Raw genomic sequence first — 18708 nt, 5'->3', positions numbered from 1 at the left:
GGACCACCCGCTTGCCCGGCGCGAACGCCACGCCGACCTCGTCGCCGAGCCCAATATCGGGCCGGGCGCTTGGCGCATAAAGCGCGGTGATTTCATGATTCCCGATTCCAGCGCCTCGAGCTCGGCCGCCCCCTCCAGCCGCATGCGCGCCACCGGAACCTCGCGCATTTTCCAGCGGCGTTTCCGGTCATCGCCCTCGAGGACTTCCACGGCATGCGGGAATACCTCGGACAGGGCGCGCACCATGCGCTGTGCGGTGCGTTCGTGCACGTCGAACTCTTCTGAAACCTCGGACAGCGTGACACCACGATACCGCGCTGTCGCAAGGTCGGCGAGGCGTAGCAGCTCGATCGCGTTCGAATATGAAATGGCGTCCTCCCTCTTTGATTTGCGGCCTTTTTCCGGGCTCAAGGATTCCCGCGCCGATACCGCGCGTGCGCCCCCGCATCTGCTCCGCGATGATTACCCGCTCAGGATGAAGACGCAATGATGTTTCATGTTTTGCTGGTCCGGCCGGCTGGCGCGGTTTTTCCGCGGGGCCTGATGACCCACGCGAAAGGCGCCCGGCCGTTCAGGCCGGGCGCAAAGCGGGTCAGTAGCGGTTCGCGATCGGCAGCTCTTCGGCGGGGAACAGGCTGATGATTTCGCAACCCGTTTCCGTGACCACGACCTCTTCCTCGATCCGCGCGGCCGAATAGCCGTCGGCGGCGGGGCAATAGGTTTCCAATGCGAACACCATGCCTGTCTCGATTTCCATCGGGTGATCGAGCGACACGGCCCGGCTGATGATCGGGCGTTCATGCAGCGCGAGGCCAAGCCCGTGCCCGAATTGCAGGCCGAAGGCCGCGTCCTCGTTGGGGAAGCCAAGGCTTTCCGCCGTCGGCCAGACCGCGGCCACCTTGTCGGTGGTCACGCCGGGCTTGATCATCGCGATGGAGGCGTCGATCCATTCGCGTGCCTTGACATAGGCGTCGGTCTGCGCCGGTGTCGCGCGGCCCACGTTGAACGTGCGGTAATAGCACGTCCGGTAGCCCTGGTAGGATTGCAGGATGTCGAAGAATGCCTGATCGCCGGGTCGGATCAGACGGTCGGTGAAGTTGTGCGGATGCGGGTTGCAGCGTTCGCCCGAAATGGCGTTGATCGCTTCGACGTCGTCGGAGCCCATTTCGTAGAGCAGCTTGTTGGACATGGCGACGATATCGTTTTCCCGCACGCCCGGCTTCAGTTCCTCGTAGATCATGTGATAGACGCCATCGACCATGCTGGCCGCCTGCGTCAGAAGCTGGATTTCGTCCCAGTTCTTGATCTCGCGCGCGGCCAGCATGATCTGCTGGCCGTCCACGACCTTGATGCCTTCTTCCTGCAGGGCGTGGAACATCGCCGTTTCGGCATAATCCACACCGACAGGCATGTCGGCCATGCCCGCGTCCTTGATCAGCTCGGCGATCATCTTGGCGTATTTGCGCATCAGGCCGAATTCGGGCGGGATCGTGCCGCGCATGCCGACGACCCCGGCGAGGCAGTGATCGGGTTCCAGCCAGTCGGAATACTTCTGGTGGTGCACCGCGGCCGAGCCGAAATCCCAGACATAAGGCGAGTCGTCGCCGGTCAGCAGGCAGAAGCGACACATCTTGTCCCGCTCCCATTCGCCGATCTTGGTGGCCGAGACGTAGCGGATGTTGTTGACGTCGAACAGCAGCAGCGAGCCGGCTTGCGAGTTCTGCAGGCTTTGCCGCGTGCGCGCCAAGCGGTAGCGGCGCAGCCGGTCATGGTCGATCCGGCGTTCGAAGTCGACGGACATGTGGCCCGCCGACGGCAGCTTGGCCTCCCACTGCCAGCTCGGTTCCAGATCCTGCGGCGTGAGCATGTTGGGCATCAATGCGCGTGACATGTTTTTCTCCTTTGGGCGATCCGGTCGCCCGATGCTTTTACGTGAATTTCGGGAAGCGTCGCGGCGCTACTGGATGCACCAGCCGCCGTCGATATGGATCATCTGGCCCGTCATGTAGTCGCTGTCGGGGCTGGCGAGGAACGCGGCCGTCCCGGTGACGTCATCGGGGTAGGAGACGCGCTTGATCTGCAGCGCGTCGCGCACGATGTCGTCGTAGGCCTGCCCCTCGCGTTCCTTGAAACCGATATCGACAAGGTCCTTGTCGAGTTGTTCCCACAGGGGCGTGACGACAACGCCGGGGGCATATCCGTTCACGGTGATGTTGTGCTCGGCCAGGCCGATGGCGCCGCAATGCGTCAACGCCAGGCAGCCGTATTTCGACGTGCAGTACACCGTCACGTCGACCAGCGGTTTGCGTGACGCGATGGAGCCGACATTGATCAGCTTGTAGGGATAGTCCTGCTTGCCCTGCGCGATCATCTGCCTGGCCGTCTCCTGCATGCCCAGCCACATCGCCTTGGTATTGACGTTCATGATCATGTCCCAGTTGTCTTCGTCGATATCCATGAAGAACCGGGGCTTGTTCAGGCCGGCGTTGAAGAGGCCGACATTGATGTTGCCGAAGGCGTCGACTGTCGCGGCAACGGCGGCGGCGTTGTCCTCGCGCTTGGTCACGTCCATCTTTACCGCGATCGCGCTGCCGTTGCCGCGGGCGTTGATCGCGTCTGCGACCGCCTGCGCGGCGTCCGTGTCAAGATCGCCGAGGCAGACATTCGCCCCCTGCCCGGCGAAATGTTCGGCGTTGGCAGCACCCATGCCACGGGCAGCGCCCGTGATCAGTATGTTCTTGCCCTTCAGTCGGTTCGGGTCCATGGATTTCCTCCCTTAGGTGACCGGGTCTCGCATTGCGTCCTCGGCCCGGCTCTGGGCGCGGGCCAGCGCTGTGCGCGGCGTCACGATACCGCGCAGCATGTCGTGGAACTCGTGTCCGCAGATCTGGATGATTTCCGAGATCTGGGGCACGGGCGGCCGCGGCCAGAATTGCAGCTCGTCGCGCCACGACATCTGGTCGACCGTTTCGAAGATCGGGGACAGGCGACGCACCTCCGGGTCCATGCCAACGGAATAGCGTGGCGCGGTGCGGCTGCCGTTCTGCACGTAAAGTTTCTGCGCCTCGGGCGAGGTGAAGGCGATCAGCGCCTCGACGGCATCGTCAAGCCTGTCCGGCGACAGGTTGGCCGGGATCCCCAGCACGTAGCCCCCGACCGGGGCGACCGGCGTGCCGGACGGGCCGGGCGGGTGCGGCATGTAGCCCGTGTTCCCGTACGCGGCCGAGCCCGGATCAAGCTCGAAATAGGGCGCGAGCAACGTGTAGCCGTAGGCCATGGCGACTTGCCCGGCGGCAAAGGGCCGGATGCGTTCGTACCACGACATGGACAGGATGTCGGGCGGCGAGAACGCCATCAGCGCCATCAGGTATTCCGCCGCCTCGAGCGCGACCGGCGTGTCGATCATCGGGCGCAGCGGGCCACGGTCAAGGTTGTCGGCGTCGAACCCCCCGGCGATCGCGGGCATGTCGATGATCGGCTGGCCGAAATCGGCCAAGGTCATCATGAAGGTGTGGCCCAACGCGGTGCCCCGCGCCGCGTTCCATGCCACCCCGTAGCGCCCGCGGTGCGGGGCGTGCAGTTCCTCCGCGGCCCTGAGGACCGCATCGGTCGACACGGGCGGCTCCAGCCCCGCCTCGGCGAACCAGTCGCGGCGGTAGAACATCAACTCCGGCGTGGTCTGGCTTGGCACGCCGTAGGGATGCCCACCCCAGTGGGCCGCGCGCCAGCCAGCGGTGTGGAAGTCGCCCGGATCGAGGCGCGAGACGTCCATGACCTGGTCAAGCGGCCGCAGCACGCCGCGCGTGGCGAACTCCCCGATCCACGGCAGATCGACCGCGATCAGGTCATACCGGCTTGTCGGGCGGGTGCTGTTGCGGATGGCTTCCTCGCGCAAACGGTCGATCGAGAAGGCGCGCTGGTTGATGTTCGTTCCGATGATCTGTTCGAACTGGCGCTTGAGGTTCTCCATGACCATGAAGGTCGGGTCCCCGTGCACGAGGATGCGCGCCCCGCCGGGCAGCTTGAGCGGGTCGGGCAGGACCTGCGGCGGTTGCAGCAGCGCGCGGCCCGGCTGGTAGGTGTCGCCGTAATAATACTCGGTTTCCCCGGCGGTGCCGCCCGCGGGGGCCAGCCGTCGCGCGGCGAGCCGTTGTATCCTGTCGACCAGCTGGCTCCATCGGTTGAGAAGCGCGTCACTGGGATGCAGGGAAAAGCTCTTGCCGCTCTTGGATCGCGGGCGCTGTTCGATCAGGCCGGCCTTCTGCATCTCGGCCAGTTTCCGTGTCGCCGTGGCGTAGGGCACCCCCGAGGCGCCCGCCATCGAGGACGGCGTGACAGTGCGCCCCTCGCCATGGCTGCGCAGCAGGTGCAGGCTCATCATCAGGTAGGGATTGGGGGCCGAGGGTTCGATATAGGTCTCGATCTCGGCGAACAGTTCTTCCAGAAAAAGTGCAACGCCATCGGTCTCGGCATTGCGCGACGTTGCCGCCCGCTCGGCCGTGCCGCGCGCATCTTGTCCGTTGTGGATATTTTCGTCTGCAGGCATGTTCATGGGGGCGCGACGGGCTCTTTCCGGGGCGGGGTTTCGTTGGCTTGGCATCAAGTTTCCTCCATCCTGTTCAAATTGATACTATCCTTACAGAAGCCAAATATCCAAAATGAACGTCTAGATATCCAGAATGGATAAATAAGGGGGCGGTCAGCGGACACGAAATTGCGATGCTCGCAAGACGGGTGGAGACCGGCCGTAACTGGCTGCGCCATCCACGAGGAAGAATTGATCGCGCAATCGCGAATTTGGGAGGAAACGGAATGACGAATTCGATCCGAGCGGCACTGGCCCTCACGACCGCCCTTGCGGGAACAGCCCTTGCCGGGGCGGTGTCCGCCGAAACCTTGAAGATCGGCATCACCCAGAACAACGTGGGCGTCGACAGCTACCAGACGACCTACGAGCAGGCCTTCATCGCCGCGGCCGAGGCGAACGACAGCGTCGAGACCGTGGTGCTGGACGCGGGCGGCGATGTCGCGCGCCAGATCGCACAGATGGAGGACCTCATCCAGCAGGACGTTGACGCGATCATCATCTGGCCGACAAACGGCGAGGCCGTGATCCCGGCCGTCCGCAAGGCGTTCCAGGCCGATATCCCGGTGATCGTCACCAATTCCAACATCGACGAGCAGGGCTTCGACTTCGTGGCGTCCTTCTCGGGCCCGGACAACATCATGCAGGGCGCCAGCTCGGCCGAGATCATGTGCGACCGGTTCAAGGAACGCGGCATGGAGAACGAGGCGCAGATCGTGCAGATTTCCGGCCAGCCGGGCTACACGACCGCGATCGAGCGCGCCAAGGGCTTCGAGGACCGCCTGCCCGAGGTCTGCCCCAAAGTGACCCTGGTGGAGACCCAGCCGGGCGACTGGAACCGCGAGAAGAGCCAGAAGGTCATGGAGGCCTTCCTCGTCAAGTATGACGACATTGACGGTGTCTATGCAGGCGACGACAACATGGGCGTGGGCGCGCTGAACGCGGCCAAGGCCGCTGACCGCGCCGGCGACATCACCTTCGTCGGCGCGACAAATTTCGCCGTCGGGTACGAGGCGATGGGGCGCGGCGAGTACTGGGGCTCGATCTACCAGTCGCCGGTCGACGACGCGGAAGCGGCGCTTCAGACGGCGATCGACGTGCTCAACGGCGAGGACGTTCCGTTCCTCAACTACTTCGACACGCCGAAGATCACGCAAGACAACATGGACGCGTTCGACAAGCCCGTCTTCTGAAGCATCTCCCGGCTGCGCGGGGCTTGAGGGCCCCGCGCATGTCGCTTTTTTTGTTCAGGAAATGACCGGAGTTCTGCGATGGGCCGTGTTTCAGGACGCTCCTGCATCGTGACCGGGGCCGCGCAGGGTATCGGGCGCGCGATCGGTGAGGCGCTGCTGGACGAAGGGGCCGACGTCTGCTTTGCCGACATCGACGGCGCCAAGGTCGCGGCCGTGGCCGACCAGGCCCGCGAGCGCGCGGCACGCGGCGGCGGGAAGATCATGCACGCGCAGGTCGACGTGACGGATCGCGACAAGGTCCGGGCCATGATCGACACCACGGTCGCGCAGTTCGGCAAACTGGATGTGAAATTCAACAATGCCGGCGTGAACAAGCCCATGAACCTCATGGACGTGACCGAGGACAACTGGCACTTCATCATGGACGTGAACGGCCTCGGCTGCCTGATCGGGATGCAGGAGGCCGCGCGGCAGATGATCGCGCAGGGAACCGGCGGCAAGATCATCAACACCGCCAGCATCGCGAGCCGGCAGGGTTTCGACAATGTCGCGCCTTACTGCGCCAGCAAGTGGGCGGTGGTGTCGCTCACCCAATCGGGCGCGCGCGAGTTCGCCAAGAACGATATCACCGTGACCGCGTTCGCGCCCGGGGTCGTGGCGACCGAGATGTGGGAACAGGTCGATCAGGACCTCATCGAGATCGGCGCGGCCGAGCGTCCGGGGCAGGCGATGGAGGAGTTCGCCGCGGATATCCTGAAGGGGCGCGTGGCCCGGCCGGCGGACGTCACCGGCACCACGACGTTCCTGGCCTCGGGCGACAGTGACTACATGACCGGACAGGTCGTCATGATCGATGGCGGCATGGTGCTTGTCTGATCACGCCCGCGCGGCGAACCGAAGTGTCATCGCGCGGGACGGGCTGCGCAGGGAGGAAAGCATGCCAACTGCATTTTCGAAAGAGGCCATCGGGGGGGTCCTGGCGCGCCAAGGCATTCTCGTGGCTTTCGTCTTTTTCATCGTCGGCTTCACGCTGGCCAACGAGCGGTTCCTCGACCCCGACAACGTGATGGGCGTGATCCGTTCCTCGGCGATCCTCGGGGTGATGGCGCTGGGCGTGACCTTCGTCGTGATCAGCGGCAACCTCGACCTGTCGGTCGGCTCGATGATGTCGTTCTCGACGATCGTCGTGCTTGACCTGCATGACAAGATCGGTCCGGGGCTGGCCATTCCGGCGATGTTCGCGATGACCCTCGCGCTTGGCGCCTTCATCGGGTTCCTTGTTGGCTATCTCAAGCTCAATTCGCTCATCGTCACGTTGGGGATGCTGTCGGCCATTCATGGCCTGACGCTCACCTATTCGGGCGGCAAGAACATGGATATCGACGACAAGCAGGGCACGTGGTTCAGCGTTTTCGGACAGGGGGAGGCGCTTGGCGTGCCGGTGCCGATCCTGGTGTTCGCCCTTCTCGCGGCCGTGCTGGGCATCATGCTGGCCAAGACCCCGTTCGGCCGCAAGGTCTATGCCGTGGGCGGGAATGGCACGGCGGCCACCTTCTCGGGGATCCGCCGCGCCCGCGTGGTGTTCAGCTGTTACATCGTCTCGGCATTCTGCGTCGCGACCGCCGGGCTTATCCAGGCCAGCCGCAGCCTTGGTAGCCAGAACACGGTGGGGCAGGGACTGGAGCTCGAGGTTCTGGCGGCGGTCATCCTTGGCGGTGCGTCGCTTATGGGCGGGGCCGGCACGATCTTCAAGACCGTGATCGGCGTGCTGATCCTCGGCTTCATCCAGAACGGTCTGCTGCTGATGGGGCTGCAGTTCTATGTCCAGTACGTGGTCACGTGGGTCATCATCATCCTCGCGGTCTGGCTCGATATCGCGGCCAAGCGGGGCCGGCTCTGGTCACCGATCGCGTGACGGGGAGGAAAGATCATGCAAGCAGGTAAACTCGGCAGTTATCTGAAACGGGGCGCCATATGGGGCTTCATCGTTCTGGAACTGATCTTCTTCAGTGTGGCCGGGGAATACCTTTCCCTGAGCGACAAGGCCTTCATGGACGCGGGCAACATGTTGCTGCTTTTCAAGCAGTCGGCGCCGCTGGGCATCATCGCCATGGGCATGACCATCGTCATGATCAACGGCAACATCGACCTGAGCGTCGGGGCCATCTTCGCCATGAGCGCGGTCATCCTGCTGGACAGCATGACATGGCCTGTCTTTGCCGGGCTCGGTGACTGGGTGATCCCCGTGGCTTGGCTGCTGGCGCTGCTCACCGGCATCGTGCTGGGCGCGATAAACGGGCTGATCGTCTGGAAAACCGGCGTTGACGCCTTCATCGTGACCCTGGGGGCGATGCTGGGGTATCGCGGGCTGGTCTTCATGTACAATGGCGAGCAGCCCACCAGCCACCTGAACTGGACGCTGGTGGATTTTGCCGAGGCGCAATTGCTGGGGCTGCACACCGCGACATGGTTCCTGCTGCTGGTGACGGGCGCGATCTGGTTCCTGATGAACAAGACGGTTCACGGGCGCAACGCCTATGCCATCGGTGACAACCGCGAGGCCGCCGTGAACGCGGGCATCCGTGTCGGGCCGCACATGATGATCAACTTCATGATCATCGGCTTCCTCGCGGCGCTGTCGGCGGTGGTGTTCTACTCGGAATCCGGTTCGGTCAACCCCAATGACGGCGAGTTGTACGAGCTGTGGATCATCACCGCCGTCGTGCTGGGCGGAACCAAGCTGACCGGCGGCGCGGGCTCGATCATTTCGACCTTCGGCGGCGTGCTCGCGATACAGCTGTTGCGCAAGGGGCTGGCGCATATCGGCGCCGACACGTCGACGGTCAACCTCGTGATCGGCCTGATCCTGATCTCGGTGCTGTTCCTCGACAAGCAGCTGAACGTCAAGGCCAGGGAGGAGTTGAAGACATGAGTGACCAATCCCCAGCATTGAGACTGGAAGGGATCGTCAAGACCTTCCCCGGTGTCCGCGCGCTCGACCAGGTTTCGTTCGACGTGATGCCCGGCGAGGTGCACGCCCTGATGGGCGAGAACGGCGCCGGGAAATCGACCCTCATGAAGGTGCTCGGCGGGATCTACCAACCCGACGAGGGCCGCATCTTCGTGGCCGAGCAGCCCGTGGTGATGACATCGCCGCTGCAGGCCAAGGGGGAGGGCATCGTGTTCATCCACCAGGAACTCAGCCTCGCGGCCGAGCTGACGGCGGCCGAGAACATCTTCCTCGGCGAACTGCCGCGCAAGAGCTTCGGCCGCGTCGACTGGGCAACCCTCTATGCCCAGACCGACGAGATACTTGGCAAGCTCAAGGTCGGCTTCGACGCGCGGACCCGCGTTGGCGACCTGTCGGTGGCAAACCAGCAGATGGTCGAGATGGCCCGCGCCCTGACCGTCGATGCCAAGGCGGTGATCTTCGACGAGCCGACGGCCTCGCTGACGGATGCCGAGAAGGTCGTCCTTTTCGACGTGATCGAGGACCTCAAGGCGACGGGCGTCGGTATCATCTACATCTCTCACCGCATGGAAGAGATTTTCCGGATCACCGACAGGATCAGCGTGCTGCGTGACGGCCAGTACCGCGGAACGCTCACGACGGCCGAGACCAGCGAGGACGAGATCACCCAGCTGATGATCGGCCGAAAGCTCGACCTGACGCGCAACGCGTCCCATCACGAGCTCGGGGCGGTCGCCATCGAGGTGCGCAACCTGAGCTGCGGCGACCTGTTCGAGGATGTCAGTTTCCAGGTCCGCTCGGGCGAGGTCGTGGGTTTCTACGGTCTTGTCGGTGCGGGCCGGACGGAAATCGCCGAGACGCTTTTCGGCCTCCGTGACCCCTCGGCGGGCGAGATCGTGCTGAACGGCGAAGAGGTCCGGATCAACTCGCCGGCGGAAGCGATCGAGAAGGGCATCAGCCTCGTGCCGGAGGATCGCAAGGACCAGGGGCTGGTGCTGGGCATGAACTGCCGGGACAACATGACCCTGCCGCAGGTGTCGGACCTGACCGCGGGCCCCTTCGTGAGCGATGGCGCCGAGATCGCCATTTTCGACCAGTACCGGGACAAGCTCGATATCCGGACGCCGGGGTGGCGGCAGACCGTCGGAAACCTTTCCGGCGGCAACCAGCAGAAGATCGTGATCGGGAAATGGCTGTCGATGCATCCGAACGTGCTGATCGTGGACGAGCCGACCCGCGGTATCGATGTCGGGTCCAAGTCCGAGATCCACAAGCTGATCCGCGAACTGGCGTCGCAGGGCTATGCCGTGATCGTCATCAGTTCGGAAATGCCCGAAGTGCTGCATGTCAGTGACCGGATCATCGCGATGTTCAACGGCCGCATCACGCGGACTTTCGCGTCCGAGGAAGTGACGGAGGACAACCTCATTCAGGCCATTTCCGGCCTCGGGACCGAGAGCGTGGCCTGATGCGTATCGGCTTTGCGGGTCTGGGGCGGATGGGCGCGCACATGGCGGGCAACCTTTCGCGGGCGGGCCACGACCTCACGCTGTGGAACCGGACGCCGGACAAGGCGCGCGACCTGGCGCACGAATTGGGCTGTGACGCCGCCGGCAGCCCCGCCGCGCTGACCGAGGCCGCCGACATCGTCATGACGATGCTGGCCGACGACGCGTCATCGCTGGCCGTTCATACCGGCCCTGCAGGGCTTTTCGCCACGCCCGGCGCGCGGATCTTCATCGAGATGGGGACAATGAGCCCCGATCACGTGTCGCATCTGGTCGCTGCCGCGCCCGACGGGGCGCAGGTTGTCGACGCCCCGGTTTCCGGCGCGACACAGGCGGCCGCGGCCGGGGAATTGATGATCATGGCCGGCTGCACCGAGGAACAGGCCGCCCCGCTCCGGCCGGTTTTCGCGGCGATGGGCAAACGGACCCTGTGCCTTGGCAAGCCCGGGGCCGGCGCCGTGATGAAGCTGGCGGTCAATTCGCTCATCCACGGGATCAACCAGACACTGGCCGAGGCGATGACGATGGCCGAGGCGTCGGGAATACCCCCCGAGACGGCGTTCGAGGTGATCGAGGCCAGCGCCGCCTGCGCGCCGATGCTCAAGTACCGCAAGCCGCTTTACCTTGATGAACACGCGCACGACGTGACCTTCACCGTCTCGCTGGCACGCAAGGACATGGAGGTCACCGCGGCGCTGGCCGCAACGCTGGGCGTGGCCATGCCACAGGGGCAGGTCACGTTGCAGGAACTGAAAACCGCCGAAAAGGCCGGGTACGCCGACCGGGACATGGCGGCGATGCTCAATTTCCTGAGAAAGGACCGAACATGAAAGCCGCTCTTTTTGTCGGGGGCTGGCAAGGACATGCGCCGACCGACTTCGCCGACTGGTACCGCGCGCTTCTCGCGGAGAACGGCTTTGACGTGGTCACCTATGACACGCTGGCGCCGCTTGAACGGCCTGATGATCTGTCCGGTCTCGACCTCATAACCCCGATCTGGTCGTCGGCACGATCCGGGCACAGGGAAGAATTCGGGAACATGACCAAGCCGCAGGAAGACGGCCTGCTGGAACTTGTCGCGAATGGTTGCGGGCTTGCCGGCTGGCACGGTCACATGGGGGACGCGTTCCGGGACAGGCCAACCTATCACTTCCTGATCGGCGGGCAGTTCGTGGCCCATCCGCCGGGATGGCCCGACAACCTGCAACCGCGCGAGGACTACATCGATTACGACGTGACCGTCTGCAAGCCGGACGATCCGATCGTCCGAGGGATCAAGAGCTTCCGCCTGACGTCGGAACAGTATTACATGCTCGTCGATCCCTCCAACGAGGTGCTGGCCACCACCACCTTCTCGGGTGATCACCTGTGGTGGATCGAGGGGACGGTCATCCCGGTCGTCTGGAAACGCCGCTGGGACAAGGGGCGCGTGTTCTATTGTTCCATCGGCCACGAACTGGCCGATCTCAAGCTGCCGCAGGTCACCGAGATCATCAGGCGTGGCGCCATCTGGGCCGCCGAGGGCAAGGGGGCCGCCTGATCCGGCCGGTCGCCGGCCAGTTGGGGCCGGGGCGACGGCGTCACGCCCGGTTGGCGCCGCAGCTTTCCCTGATCGATATATAGGGCGTCAGCCGCTGCTGGAGGGGGCCGCTTTCCGGGTCGGCCAGACGCTGGCGCAGGATGTCCACGGCGGTACGGCCGATCACCTTCGCGTTGTTGGTCACGGTGGTCAGAGGCGGGAACGAGACCTGTGCCTCGTCGGTGTCGTCGATGCCCACGACGGCCACGTCGCGGCCCACCTCGATGCCGAGTTCCGCAAGGGCGCTCATCGCGCCGAAGGCGACCAGATCGTTGAAGCAGGCGATCGCTGTCGGCAACCGGGCGCCCGTTTCCCAGAGCTGCCGCACCGCCGCGTGACCCTCCAGCCGTTTCGCCGGGCCGTCGATCCAGGCGTCGCGACCGGGATCAAGACCCTTGTCGCGCATGGCGCGCAGGAAGCCTTCGTAGCGGCCGTCAGCCGTTGTCGTGCCGGGCTTGCCGCCCAGCATGACGATGCGGTCGTGGCCAAGGTTCAGCAGGTGGGTTGTCGCCAATCGCATGCATTCGGGATCGTCGTTGATGACATGATCGAGGGACGTGTCGGGGATGGAGCGCACGATCAGCACGACGGCGCCGCCGCTGTCCCGGAATGGCTGCAGATCGCTTTCCCGCGTGCCGAGGGCGGGGGACAGGATCAGGCCGTCGGCGCCGTGTTCCATGAGGGAGGACACGAACCGGGCCTGCCTGTCCAGGTCGTCGTCGTGACTGTTGACGAAGATGGCCTCACCGTCGTCCGACAGTTTCGCCTCGGTCGCCGCCAGCATCTCGGCAAAGAACGGGTGCACGATGTCATGGAACCCCACGCCGATGATTCGGGTGCGCCCCGTCCGGAGCGCCGTGGCCGCCCGGTTCTGTACGTAGCCCACCTCGCTGACATAGCGGTGCACGCGCTCCCGTGTACTGGCCTGAATGAGCGGGCTGTTGCGCAGGGCAAGCGACACTGTCGCGACCGAGACGCCGAGCGCCTGCGCGATGGCTTTCTGTGTCAGGGCTTTGTTTTTTCTGGTCATCCTCGGAGTGCCGCCAGTGGCCGGGATCAATTTTCTGACCCGAGACTGGCATAAAATCCAGGGTCTTGCCATCGCAACATTTTATTCGTTTAAACCAATATTTAAACGATTTAAAAATTTATTGACACAAGGCGCGCCCCGCACACAGTATGCGCATATCGAGTGGTCGGGCACTGGCGCCCCGGGCCATTCCGCTAGAGAGGGAGGACGACACGATGACGAAATTCACGTTCCGCACGGCATTCGCGGGCGCGGTCATGGCGATCGCCGGCGCCGATGCGGCGTCGGCGCAGACCGAATTGAAGTGGGGGCATGTCTACGAGGCGCAATCGCCCTATCACGCCTGGGCCGAAAAAGCGGCCGAGACGTTCGAGGAGCGGACCGACGGGCGCTACACGATCGAGGTCTTTCCCGCCTCGTCGTTGGGCAAGCAGGTCGATCTGGCCGAGGGTCTGGGCCTCGGGACGGTGGATATCATCTATGACGGCCAGTTCTTCGCGGGCCGCCGGTACGGGCCCATGGCCATCGGCAGCGCGCCGTTCATGTTCCGCGATTACGCGCATTGGGAAGCCTACCGCGATTCCGAGCTGTTCCGGGATCTCTCGGCCGGCTACACCGATGCCACGGGCGACGATATCGCGGGGCTGGTTTATTACGGGCAGCGGCACGTGACCTCGAACGCCGAGATCACCACGCCCGACGACATGGACGGCATGAAGATCCGCGTTCCGAACGCCTCGCTGTACAAGATGTTCCCCGAGGCGGTCGGCGCCAACGCGACGCCGATGGCGTTCTCCGAGGTCTATCTCGCGCTGCAACAGGGGGTCGTGGACGCGCAGGAAAACCCCCTGCCGACCATCCAGTTCAAGAAGTTTCACGAGGTTCAGGACTACATCACGCTGACCGGTCACATCACCGATGCGCTGCTGACGATCGTGGCGGGTCGCCTGTCCGACAGCATGTCCGAGGAGGACCACGCCACGCTGATGGAGGTTCTCGAGGACGCGGCAAACGGGGCCTCGGCCGATATCCGCAATGCCGAGCTGGAGCTCGTGGACTGGTTCCGCGAGCAGGGCACGACCGTGGCCGAAGTGGATCGCGGGCCGTTCCGTGACGCGGTGGCCGAAGGGCTCAACGGCCCCGAGGCGACGTGGGATCGTGAAACCTTCGACCGCCTTCAGGCGCTGAACTGATCGCGCCGGCCGGGCCGCCGTCACCGGCGACCCGCGTTTTTCCCGCGCGGCGAGTGGCCGCGCCATGCCATCAATCGGGACCCCGAAATGCGGAAAAATGGCGCAACCTCCGACAACCGCACGCGATGGACGCGTGTGCCGGCCGTGGATACCGGCGTGGTGATCGTGGTCTTCTGGCTTTTGGCCATCGTGGTGTTCGTGCAGTTCTTCACGCGCTACGTGCTGAACGACTCGATCGGCTGGACCGAGGAGATCGCGCGCTACCTCCTGGTGGCCGTGACCTTCGCGGGCGCGGCGCTGGCCGTGCGGCGCAACACGCATATCTCGGTCGAGTTCTTCTACCGCTATCTGCCCCGGCGCGGGGCGCGCGTCATGGCCACGGTTGTCGATCTTATGCGCGTTGCGCTTCTGGCGGTGCTGACCGGGCTTTGCGTGCAGCTGGCGGGCAACACGCGCCAGATGATGACCTCGATCGATGTGCCGAAATCGGCCCTCTACGGGTTCGTGGCGGCCTGTTTCGCCCTGATGACAATCTATTCGATCCTCGTCGCCCTGCGACATTTCAGGGACGGCAAGACCGACGTGGCACCTGATGTGCCTGCCGGGCTGGAAGAGTGAGGCCAGAAAGATGCTGATCCTTTTCGGAACGCTTGCCCTGCTGCTGGTGATCGGCCTGCCGGTCGCGCTGGCCCTGGCGGGGGCCTCTCTCGCCTTTCTCGTGATCGACAGCCCCGTTCCGAACGTCGTCGTCATGCATCGCATGATCAATGGCGTCGACAGCTTCCCGCTGCTCGCGGTGCCGTTCTTCATCCTTGCCGGCAGCCTGATGAACCACGCTGGCATCACCGACCGCATCTTCGATTTCGCCAAGGCGCTCGTGGGGTGGATGCGCGGCGGCCTGGGCCATGTGAACATCGGGGCCTCGGTGCTGTTCGCCGGCATGTCGGGGGCGGCCGTGGCCGATGCCGGCGGGCTCGGCACGATCGAGATCAAGGCCATGAAGAAGGGCGGCTACGACGCTGACTTCGCGGTTGGCGTGACCGCGGCCTCGTCCACCATCGGGCCGCTCATCCCGCCGTCGCTGCCGCTGGTCGTCTACGGCGTCGTGTCCTCCACGTCGATCGGGCAGCTTTTCGCGGCGGGCCTGCTGCCGGGGCTTTTGATGGCCGTGGCGCTCATGGCAATGGTCGGCTGGTATGCGCATGTGCGCGGCTACGGGCGTGACACGGGCTTTGCATGGCACATGCTGGGTCTGACCTTCAAGCGGGCCTTCCTGTCGCTCCTGACGCCGGTGATCATCGTCGGGGGGATCCTTGCGGGATTGTTCACCCCGACCGAGGCGGCGATCGCGGCCTGTGCCTATGCGCTTGTCCTGGGCGGGGTGGTGTACCGCACGCTGACCCTGCGCAAGATCAAGGCGATTTCGGCCGATACGATCGAAACCACGGCGATCGTGCTGTTGATCGTCGCGGCGGCGTCGATCTTCTCGTGGATCCTGACGTCGAACCGCGTGACCGAAATGGTTGCCGAGGCAATTCTCGGCCACACGCAAAACGTGGTGCTGGTGCTTCTTCTGATCAATGTCGTGCTGCTGGTGGTGGGCTTCTTCATGGAGCCCGTCGCGGCCATCACCATCCTGACACCGGTTCTACTGCCGGTTGTCGTGGAGCTCGGGGTCGATCCCGTCCATTTCGGGATCATGATGGTGCTCAACCTGATGCTGGGCCTGCTCACGCCGCCGGTGGGCATGGTCCTGTACGTTCTCGCGCGCGTGGCGGACATCAAGTTCGAAAGCGCGGTACGGGCGACGGTGCCCTTCCTGGTTCCGCTCGGAACCGTCCTGATCCTGATCACCTATGTGCCGGCCCTGTCGATGTGGCTGCCGGACCTGATCTACCGTTAAACGCTCAAGACTGGACCGCAAAAATGACTTCCAAGAAAAAAAAGACGAGTTCCAACAAGGATGACTACCTTCGGATGTACACCCAGATGGTGCGCATCCGGACATTCGAGGACAACGCCAACCAGCTGTACCTGTCGGCCAAGATGCCGGGCCTGACGCACATGTATTCGGGCGAGGAAGCCGTTGCCGTCGGGATCTGCGAGGCGCTGACCGACAGCGACCGCATCACCTCGACCCACCGCGGCCACGGGCATTGCGTGGCCAAGGGGGCCGAGTTCAAGGAGATGTTCTGCGAGCTTCTGGGCAAGGAAGAGGGCTATTGCCGCGGCAAGGGCGGCTCGATGCACATCGCCGACCAGAGCCACGGCAACCTTGGCGCCAACGCCATCGTGGGCGGCTCGATGGGAATCGCCACCGGCTCGGCCCTGCGCGCCAAGGTGCTGGGCCATGACGATGTGACGGTCTGCTTCTTCGGGGATGGCGCCACGGCGCAGGGCCTCTGGTACGAGGTCATGAACATGGCCGCGCTGTGGAACCTGCCCGTCATCTACGCCTGCGAGAACAACGGCTATTCCGAATACACCAGGACCGAGGAAATCGCGGCCGGCTCGATCACCGCCCGCGCCGAGGCGTTCGGGATCGACTCGTTCACCGTCGACGGTCAGGACGTGCTGGCCGTGAACGAGTTGACCGACAAGCTCGCCACCCGCTGCCGGAAGGGCGAGGGGCCGTTTTTCGTCGAGCTGATGACCTATCGCTATCACGGCCACCACGTGGGCGACATCAACCGCGAATACTACCGCTCCAAGGAGGAAGAGGCGGACTGGAAGGAAAACCGCGACCCGATCGTGCGTTTCCGCGGCTGGCTGGTGGCGCAGGGCATCGCCACCGAGGAAGAGATCGACAGCATGAACGAGCGGATACGGACCGAGGCGCAAGAGGCGGTCGCGTACGCCGAGGCCGCGCCCTATCCCGCCGCCAAGGAAGTGGACATGCACGTCTACGCCGAAACCGACCCGGCAACCCTGCGTCCCGGTGCCTGAGGAGCCAGACCCATGAGAGAGATTACCCTATCCCAAGCGGTGAACGAGGCGCTGGCCGAGGAAATGCGTCGCGACCCCGCGACCTTCATCATCGGCGAGGACGTCGCCGAGGCCGGCACGCCGTTCAAGGTGCTGAGCGGGCTGGTCGAGGAATTCGGGACGCAACGCGTCATCGACACCCCCATCGCCGAGCCGGGATTCGTCGGTCTGGCGGTCGGCGCCGCCATGACCGGCGCGCGCCCCATCGTGGACCTGATGTTCGGCGATTTCATCTACCTGGTGATGGACCAGCTCTGCAATCAGGCGGCCAAGCAGCATTACATGTCGGGCGGCAAGCTGACCGTGCCGATGGTCCTGCGGACCAACCTCGGGGCCACGCGGCGCTCGGCGGCGCAGCACTCGCAGTCGCTTCAGGCGCTCGTCGCCCATATTCCGGGGCTCAAGGTGGCGCTGCCCAGCTCGGCCTACGAGGCGAAGGGCCTGATGAAGACCGCGATCCGCGACAACAACCCGGTCGTCATCTTCGAGGACAAGCTGATGTATCAGGACAAGGCCCCCGTCCCGGAGGAGGAATTCCTGATCCCGTTCGGCGAGGCCAACGTGAAACGCCAGGGCACCGACATCACGCTGATCGGTACGTCCTCGATGGTGCAGGTGGCCGAGAAGGCCGCCGAGATGCTCGAGGCCGAAGGGATCAGCGCCGAGGTGATCGACCCGCGCACCATCGTGCCCCTCGACGAGGCGACACTGCTGAACAGCGTGAAGCAGACCAGCCGCGCCATCGTCATCGACGAGGGGCACCAAAGCTACGGCGTCACCGCCGAGATCGCCAGCCGCCTGAACGAAAAGGCGTTCTACCATCTCGACGCGCCGGTTCTGCGCATGGGTGCGATGGACGTGCCCGTGCCCTTCAGCCCTGCGCTGGAAGATCTTACCGTGCCCACGCCCGAGGCCGTGGTCGAGAACGCACGCAAGCTCTGCGCCGGGGAGATGATCCATGCCGCTTGATGTCATCATGCCAGCCCTCGGGATGGCGCAGGACACGGGCGTGATCGTCACCTGGTTCAAGAAGCCCGGTGATGCCGTCACCGAGGGCGAGGCGCTGTTCGAGGTGGAAACCGACAAGGCGACGATGGAGGTCGAGGCGCAGGGCGCCGGGTACCTGACCGACGTCGCGGCGGCCGCCGGGGCGGCAGTGCCGGTCGGCGATGTGATCGCGCGTATCTCCGAGACGCCGGAGGGCACCGGCCCCGCCGGCTATGCGCCGGCGGGTGCCGCGGAAACCGCCGCGCCCGGTGCGGACACGCTGCCGGACGGCAGTCAGGTCATCATGCCCGCGCTGGGCATGGCACAGGATACCGGCCTGATCGTCGCGTGGCACAAGGAACCGGGCGAGGCCGTCGCCGCGTCCGACATCCTCTTCGAGGTGGAAACCGACAAGTCCACCATGGAGGTCGAGGCCGGGCACGACGGATACGTCGCCGCCCTTCTGGCCGAGGCGGGCGAGGAGGCCCCGGTGGGGGCCAAGATCGCCGTGATCTCTGCCGACAAGCCCGAGGCGCCCCTCCGCCGCAGCGTCGCGGATGGCGCGGCACCGAAAGCGCCGGCAATCTCATCAACCCCATGCTGGTCGAGGGCCAGGTCCACGGCGGGGTGGTGCAGGGGGTCGGACAGGCGCTGACCGAACAGGCCCATTACGATGC

The 18708-nt window shown here is 64.7% G+C and carries 16 protein-coding genes and 3 pseudogenes; 14 read left to right on the top strand and 5 right to left on the bottom strand.

What is annotated here, in order from left to right; all coding sequences use genetic code 11:
* The 4 genes and pseudogenes from ACH107_RS20840 to ACH107_RS20825 all read right to left on the bottom strand — a co-directional run.
* A pseudogene (locus ACH107_RS20840) lies at positions 1–411 on the bottom strand (hypothetical protein); the annotation flags it as partial.
* A gap of 181 nt (positions 412–592) precedes the next feature.
* A complete protein-coding gene (locus ACH107_RS20835; RefSeq protein WP_412507438.1) occupies positions 593–1891 on the bottom strand; it encodes a M24 family metallopeptidase in 1299 nt (432 codons plus the stop codon).
* Positions 1892–1957: 66 nt separating this feature from the next.
* Positions 1958–2764: an SDR family NAD(P)-dependent oxidoreductase gene (locus ACH107_RS20830; protein ID WP_412507437.1), complete on the bottom strand. Its 807-nt coding sequence runs from the start codon at positions 2762–2764 to the stop codon at positions 1958–1960.
* Between the two features lie 12 nt (positions 2765–2776).
* Positions 2777–4552, bottom strand: coding sequence for an extracellular solute-binding protein (locus tag ACH107_RS20825; RefSeq protein WP_412507436.1), 1776 nt, complete (start codon positions 4550–4552; stop codon positions 2777–2779).
* 260 nt (positions 4553–4812) lie between these two features.
* On the opposite strand from ACH107_RS20825, the gene ACH107_RS20820 reads away from it, so the two are divergent.
* From ACH107_RS20820 to ACH107_RS20790, 7 genes are all read left to right on the top strand, one after another.
* The gene (locus tag ACH107_RS20820) at positions 4813–5778 is read left to right on the top strand and encodes a sugar ABC transporter substrate-binding protein (protein ID WP_412507435.1); all 966 of its coding nucleotides are present in this window, start codon (positions 4813–4815) and stop codon (positions 5776–5778) included.
* A gap of 78 nt (positions 5779–5856) precedes the next feature.
* A complete protein-coding gene (locus tag ACH107_RS20815) occupies positions 5857–6654 on the top strand; it encodes an SDR family NAD(P)-dependent oxidoreductase (protein ID WP_412507434.1) in 798 nt (265 codons plus the stop codon).
* A gap of 61 nt (positions 6655–6715) precedes the next feature.
* Positions 6716–7693 carry an ABC transporter permease gene (locus ACH107_RS20810; RefSeq protein ID WP_412507433.1) on the top strand — a complete coding sequence of 326 codons (978 nt, stop codon included), beginning with the start codon at positions 6716–6718 and terminating at the stop codon, positions 7691–7693.
* Between the two features lie 15 nt (positions 7694–7708).
* Complete coding sequence (locus ACH107_RS20805) at positions 7709–8710, top strand: ABC transporter permease (protein WP_412507432.1); 1002 nt, start codon at positions 7709–7711, stop codon at positions 8708–8710.
* Positions 8707–10218: a sugar ABC transporter ATP-binding protein gene (locus ACH107_RS20800; RefSeq protein WP_412507431.1), complete on the top strand. Its 1512-nt coding sequence runs from the start codon at positions 8707–8709 to the stop codon at positions 10216–10218. Before ACH107_RS20805 ends, ACH107_RS20800 begins: the two co-directional genes overlap by 4 nt.
* Positions 10218–11087, top strand: a complete 870-nt coding sequence (locus ACH107_RS20795) for an NAD(P)-dependent oxidoreductase (RefSeq protein WP_412507430.1) — start codon at positions 10218–10220, stop codon at positions 11085–11087. Before ACH107_RS20800 ends, ACH107_RS20795 begins: the two co-directional genes overlap by 1 nt.
* The gene (locus ACH107_RS20790; RefSeq protein WP_412507429.1) at positions 11084–11797 is read left to right on the top strand and encodes a ThuA domain-containing protein; all 714 of its coding nucleotides are present in this window, start codon (positions 11084–11086) and stop codon (positions 11795–11797) included. Before ACH107_RS20795 ends, ACH107_RS20790 begins: the two co-directional genes overlap by 4 nt.
* Positions 11798–11837: 40 nt before the next feature.
* Here the strand turns inward: ACH107_RS20790 and ACH107_RS20785 are convergent, their stop codons facing one another.
* Positions 11838–12866: a LacI family DNA-binding transcriptional regulator gene (locus ACH107_RS20785; RefSeq protein ID WP_412507428.1), complete on the bottom strand. Its 1029-nt coding sequence runs from the start codon at positions 12864–12866 to the stop codon at positions 11838–11840.
* A 215-nt stretch (positions 12867–13081) separates the two neighbouring features.
* On the opposite strand from ACH107_RS20785, the gene ACH107_RS20780 reads away from it, so the two are divergent.
* From ACH107_RS20780 to ACH107_RS20750, 7 genes and pseudogenes are all read left to right on the top strand, one after another.
* Positions 13082–14059: a sialic acid TRAP transporter substrate-binding protein SiaP gene (locus tag ACH107_RS20780; RefSeq protein ID WP_412507427.1), complete on the top strand. Its 978-nt coding sequence runs from the start codon at positions 13082–13084 to the stop codon at positions 14057–14059.
* Between the two features lie 87 nt (positions 14060–14146).
* A complete protein-coding gene (locus ACH107_RS20775) occupies positions 14147–14677 on the top strand; it encodes a TRAP transporter small permease (protein ID WP_412507426.1) in 531 nt (176 codons plus the stop codon).
* A 10-nt stretch (positions 14678–14687) separates the two neighbouring features.
* On the top strand, positions 14688–15962 hold the full coding sequence (locus ACH107_RS20770) for a TRAP transporter large permease (protein WP_412507425.1): 1275 nt from the start codon (positions 14688–14690) through the stop codon (positions 15960–15962).
* A gap of 23 nt (positions 15963–15985) precedes the next feature.
* Positions 15986–17005, top strand: a complete 1020-nt coding sequence (locus ACH107_RS20765; protein ID WP_412507424.1) for a thiamine pyrophosphate-dependent dehydrogenase E1 component subunit alpha — start codon at positions 15986–15988, stop codon at positions 17003–17005.
* A 12-nt stretch (positions 17006–17017) separates the two neighbouring features.
* The gene (locus ACH107_RS20760) at positions 17018–18013 is read left to right on the top strand and encodes an alpha-ketoacid dehydrogenase subunit beta (protein ID WP_412507423.1); all 996 of its coding nucleotides are present in this window, start codon (positions 17018–17020) and stop codon (positions 18011–18013) included.
* A pseudogene (locus tag ACH107_RS20755) lies at positions 18003–18533 on the top strand (biotin/lipoyl-containing protein); the annotation flags it as partial. The gene ACH107_RS20760 and the pseudogene ACH107_RS20755, both read left to right, overlap by 11 nt.
* A gap of 77 nt (positions 18534–18610) precedes the next feature.
* A pseudogene (locus ACH107_RS20750) lies at positions 18611–18708 on the top strand (molybdopterin cofactor-binding domain-containing protein); the annotation flags it as partial.

Source organism: Roseovarius halophilus (ex Wu et al. 2025) (genome assembly GCF_047086965.1).
Note: the sequence above shows the minus strand (reverse complement) of the source record. Positions and strands in the feature narration are given on the sequence as shown.

Coding starts and splice junctions, on each gene's coding strand:
- ACH107_RS20760 (WP_412507423.1), top strand. CDS start 17,018: ATGAGAGAGATTACCCTATCCCAAGCGGTGAACGAGGCGCTGGCCGAG.
- ACH107_RS20795 (WP_412507430.1), top strand. CDS start 10,218: ATGCGTATCGGCTTTGCGGGTCTGGGGCGGATGGGCGCGCACATGGCG.
- ACH107_RS20770 (WP_412507425.1), top strand. CDS start 14,688: ATGCTGATCCTTTTCGGAACGCTTGCCCTGCTGCTGGTGATCGGCCTG.
- ACH107_RS20835 (WP_412507438.1), bottom strand. CDS start 1,891: ATGTCACGCGCATTGATGCCCAACATGCTCACGCCGCAGGATCTGGAA.
- ACH107_RS20780 (WP_412507427.1), top strand. CDS start 13,082: ATGACGAAATTCACGTTCCGCACGGCATTCGCGGGCGCGGTCATGGCG.
- ACH107_RS20815 (WP_412507434.1), top strand. CDS start 5,857: ATGGGCCGTGTTTCAGGACGCTCCTGCATCGTGACCGGGGCCGCGCAG.
- ACH107_RS20775 (WP_412507426.1), top strand. CDS start 14,147: ATGCGGAAAAATGGCGCAACCTCCGACAACCGCACGCGATGGACGCGT.
- ACH107_RS20790 (WP_412507429.1), top strand. CDS start 11,084: ATGAAAGCCGCTCTTTTTGTCGGGGGCTGGCAAGGACATGCGCCGACC.
- ACH107_RS20825 (WP_412507436.1), bottom strand. CDS start 4,552: ATGAACATGCCTGCAGACGAAAATATCCACAACGGACAAGATGCGCGC.
- ACH107_RS20805 (WP_412507432.1), top strand. CDS start 7,709: ATGCAAGCAGGTAAACTCGGCAGTTATCTGAAACGGGGCGCCATATGG.
- ACH107_RS20800 (WP_412507431.1), top strand. CDS start 8,707: ATGAGTGACCAATCCCCAGCATTGAGACTGGAAGGGATCGTCAAGACC.
- ACH107_RS20785 (WP_412507428.1), bottom strand. CDS start 12,866: ATGACCAGAAAAAACAAAGCCCTGACACAGAAAGCCATCGCGCAGGCG.
- ACH107_RS20765 (WP_412507424.1), top strand. CDS start 15,986: ATGACTTCCAAGAAAAAAAAGACGAGTTCCAACAAGGATGACTACCTT.
- ACH107_RS20810 (WP_412507433.1), top strand. CDS start 6,716: ATGCCAACTGCATTTTCGAAAGAGGCCATCGGGGGGGTCCTGGCGCGC.
- ACH107_RS20820 (WP_412507435.1), top strand. CDS start 4,813: ATGACGAATTCGATCCGAGCGGCACTGGCCCTCACGACCGCCCTTGCG.
- ACH107_RS20830 (WP_412507437.1), bottom strand. CDS start 2,764: ATGGACCCGAACCGACTGAAGGGCAAGAACATACTGATCACGGGCGCT.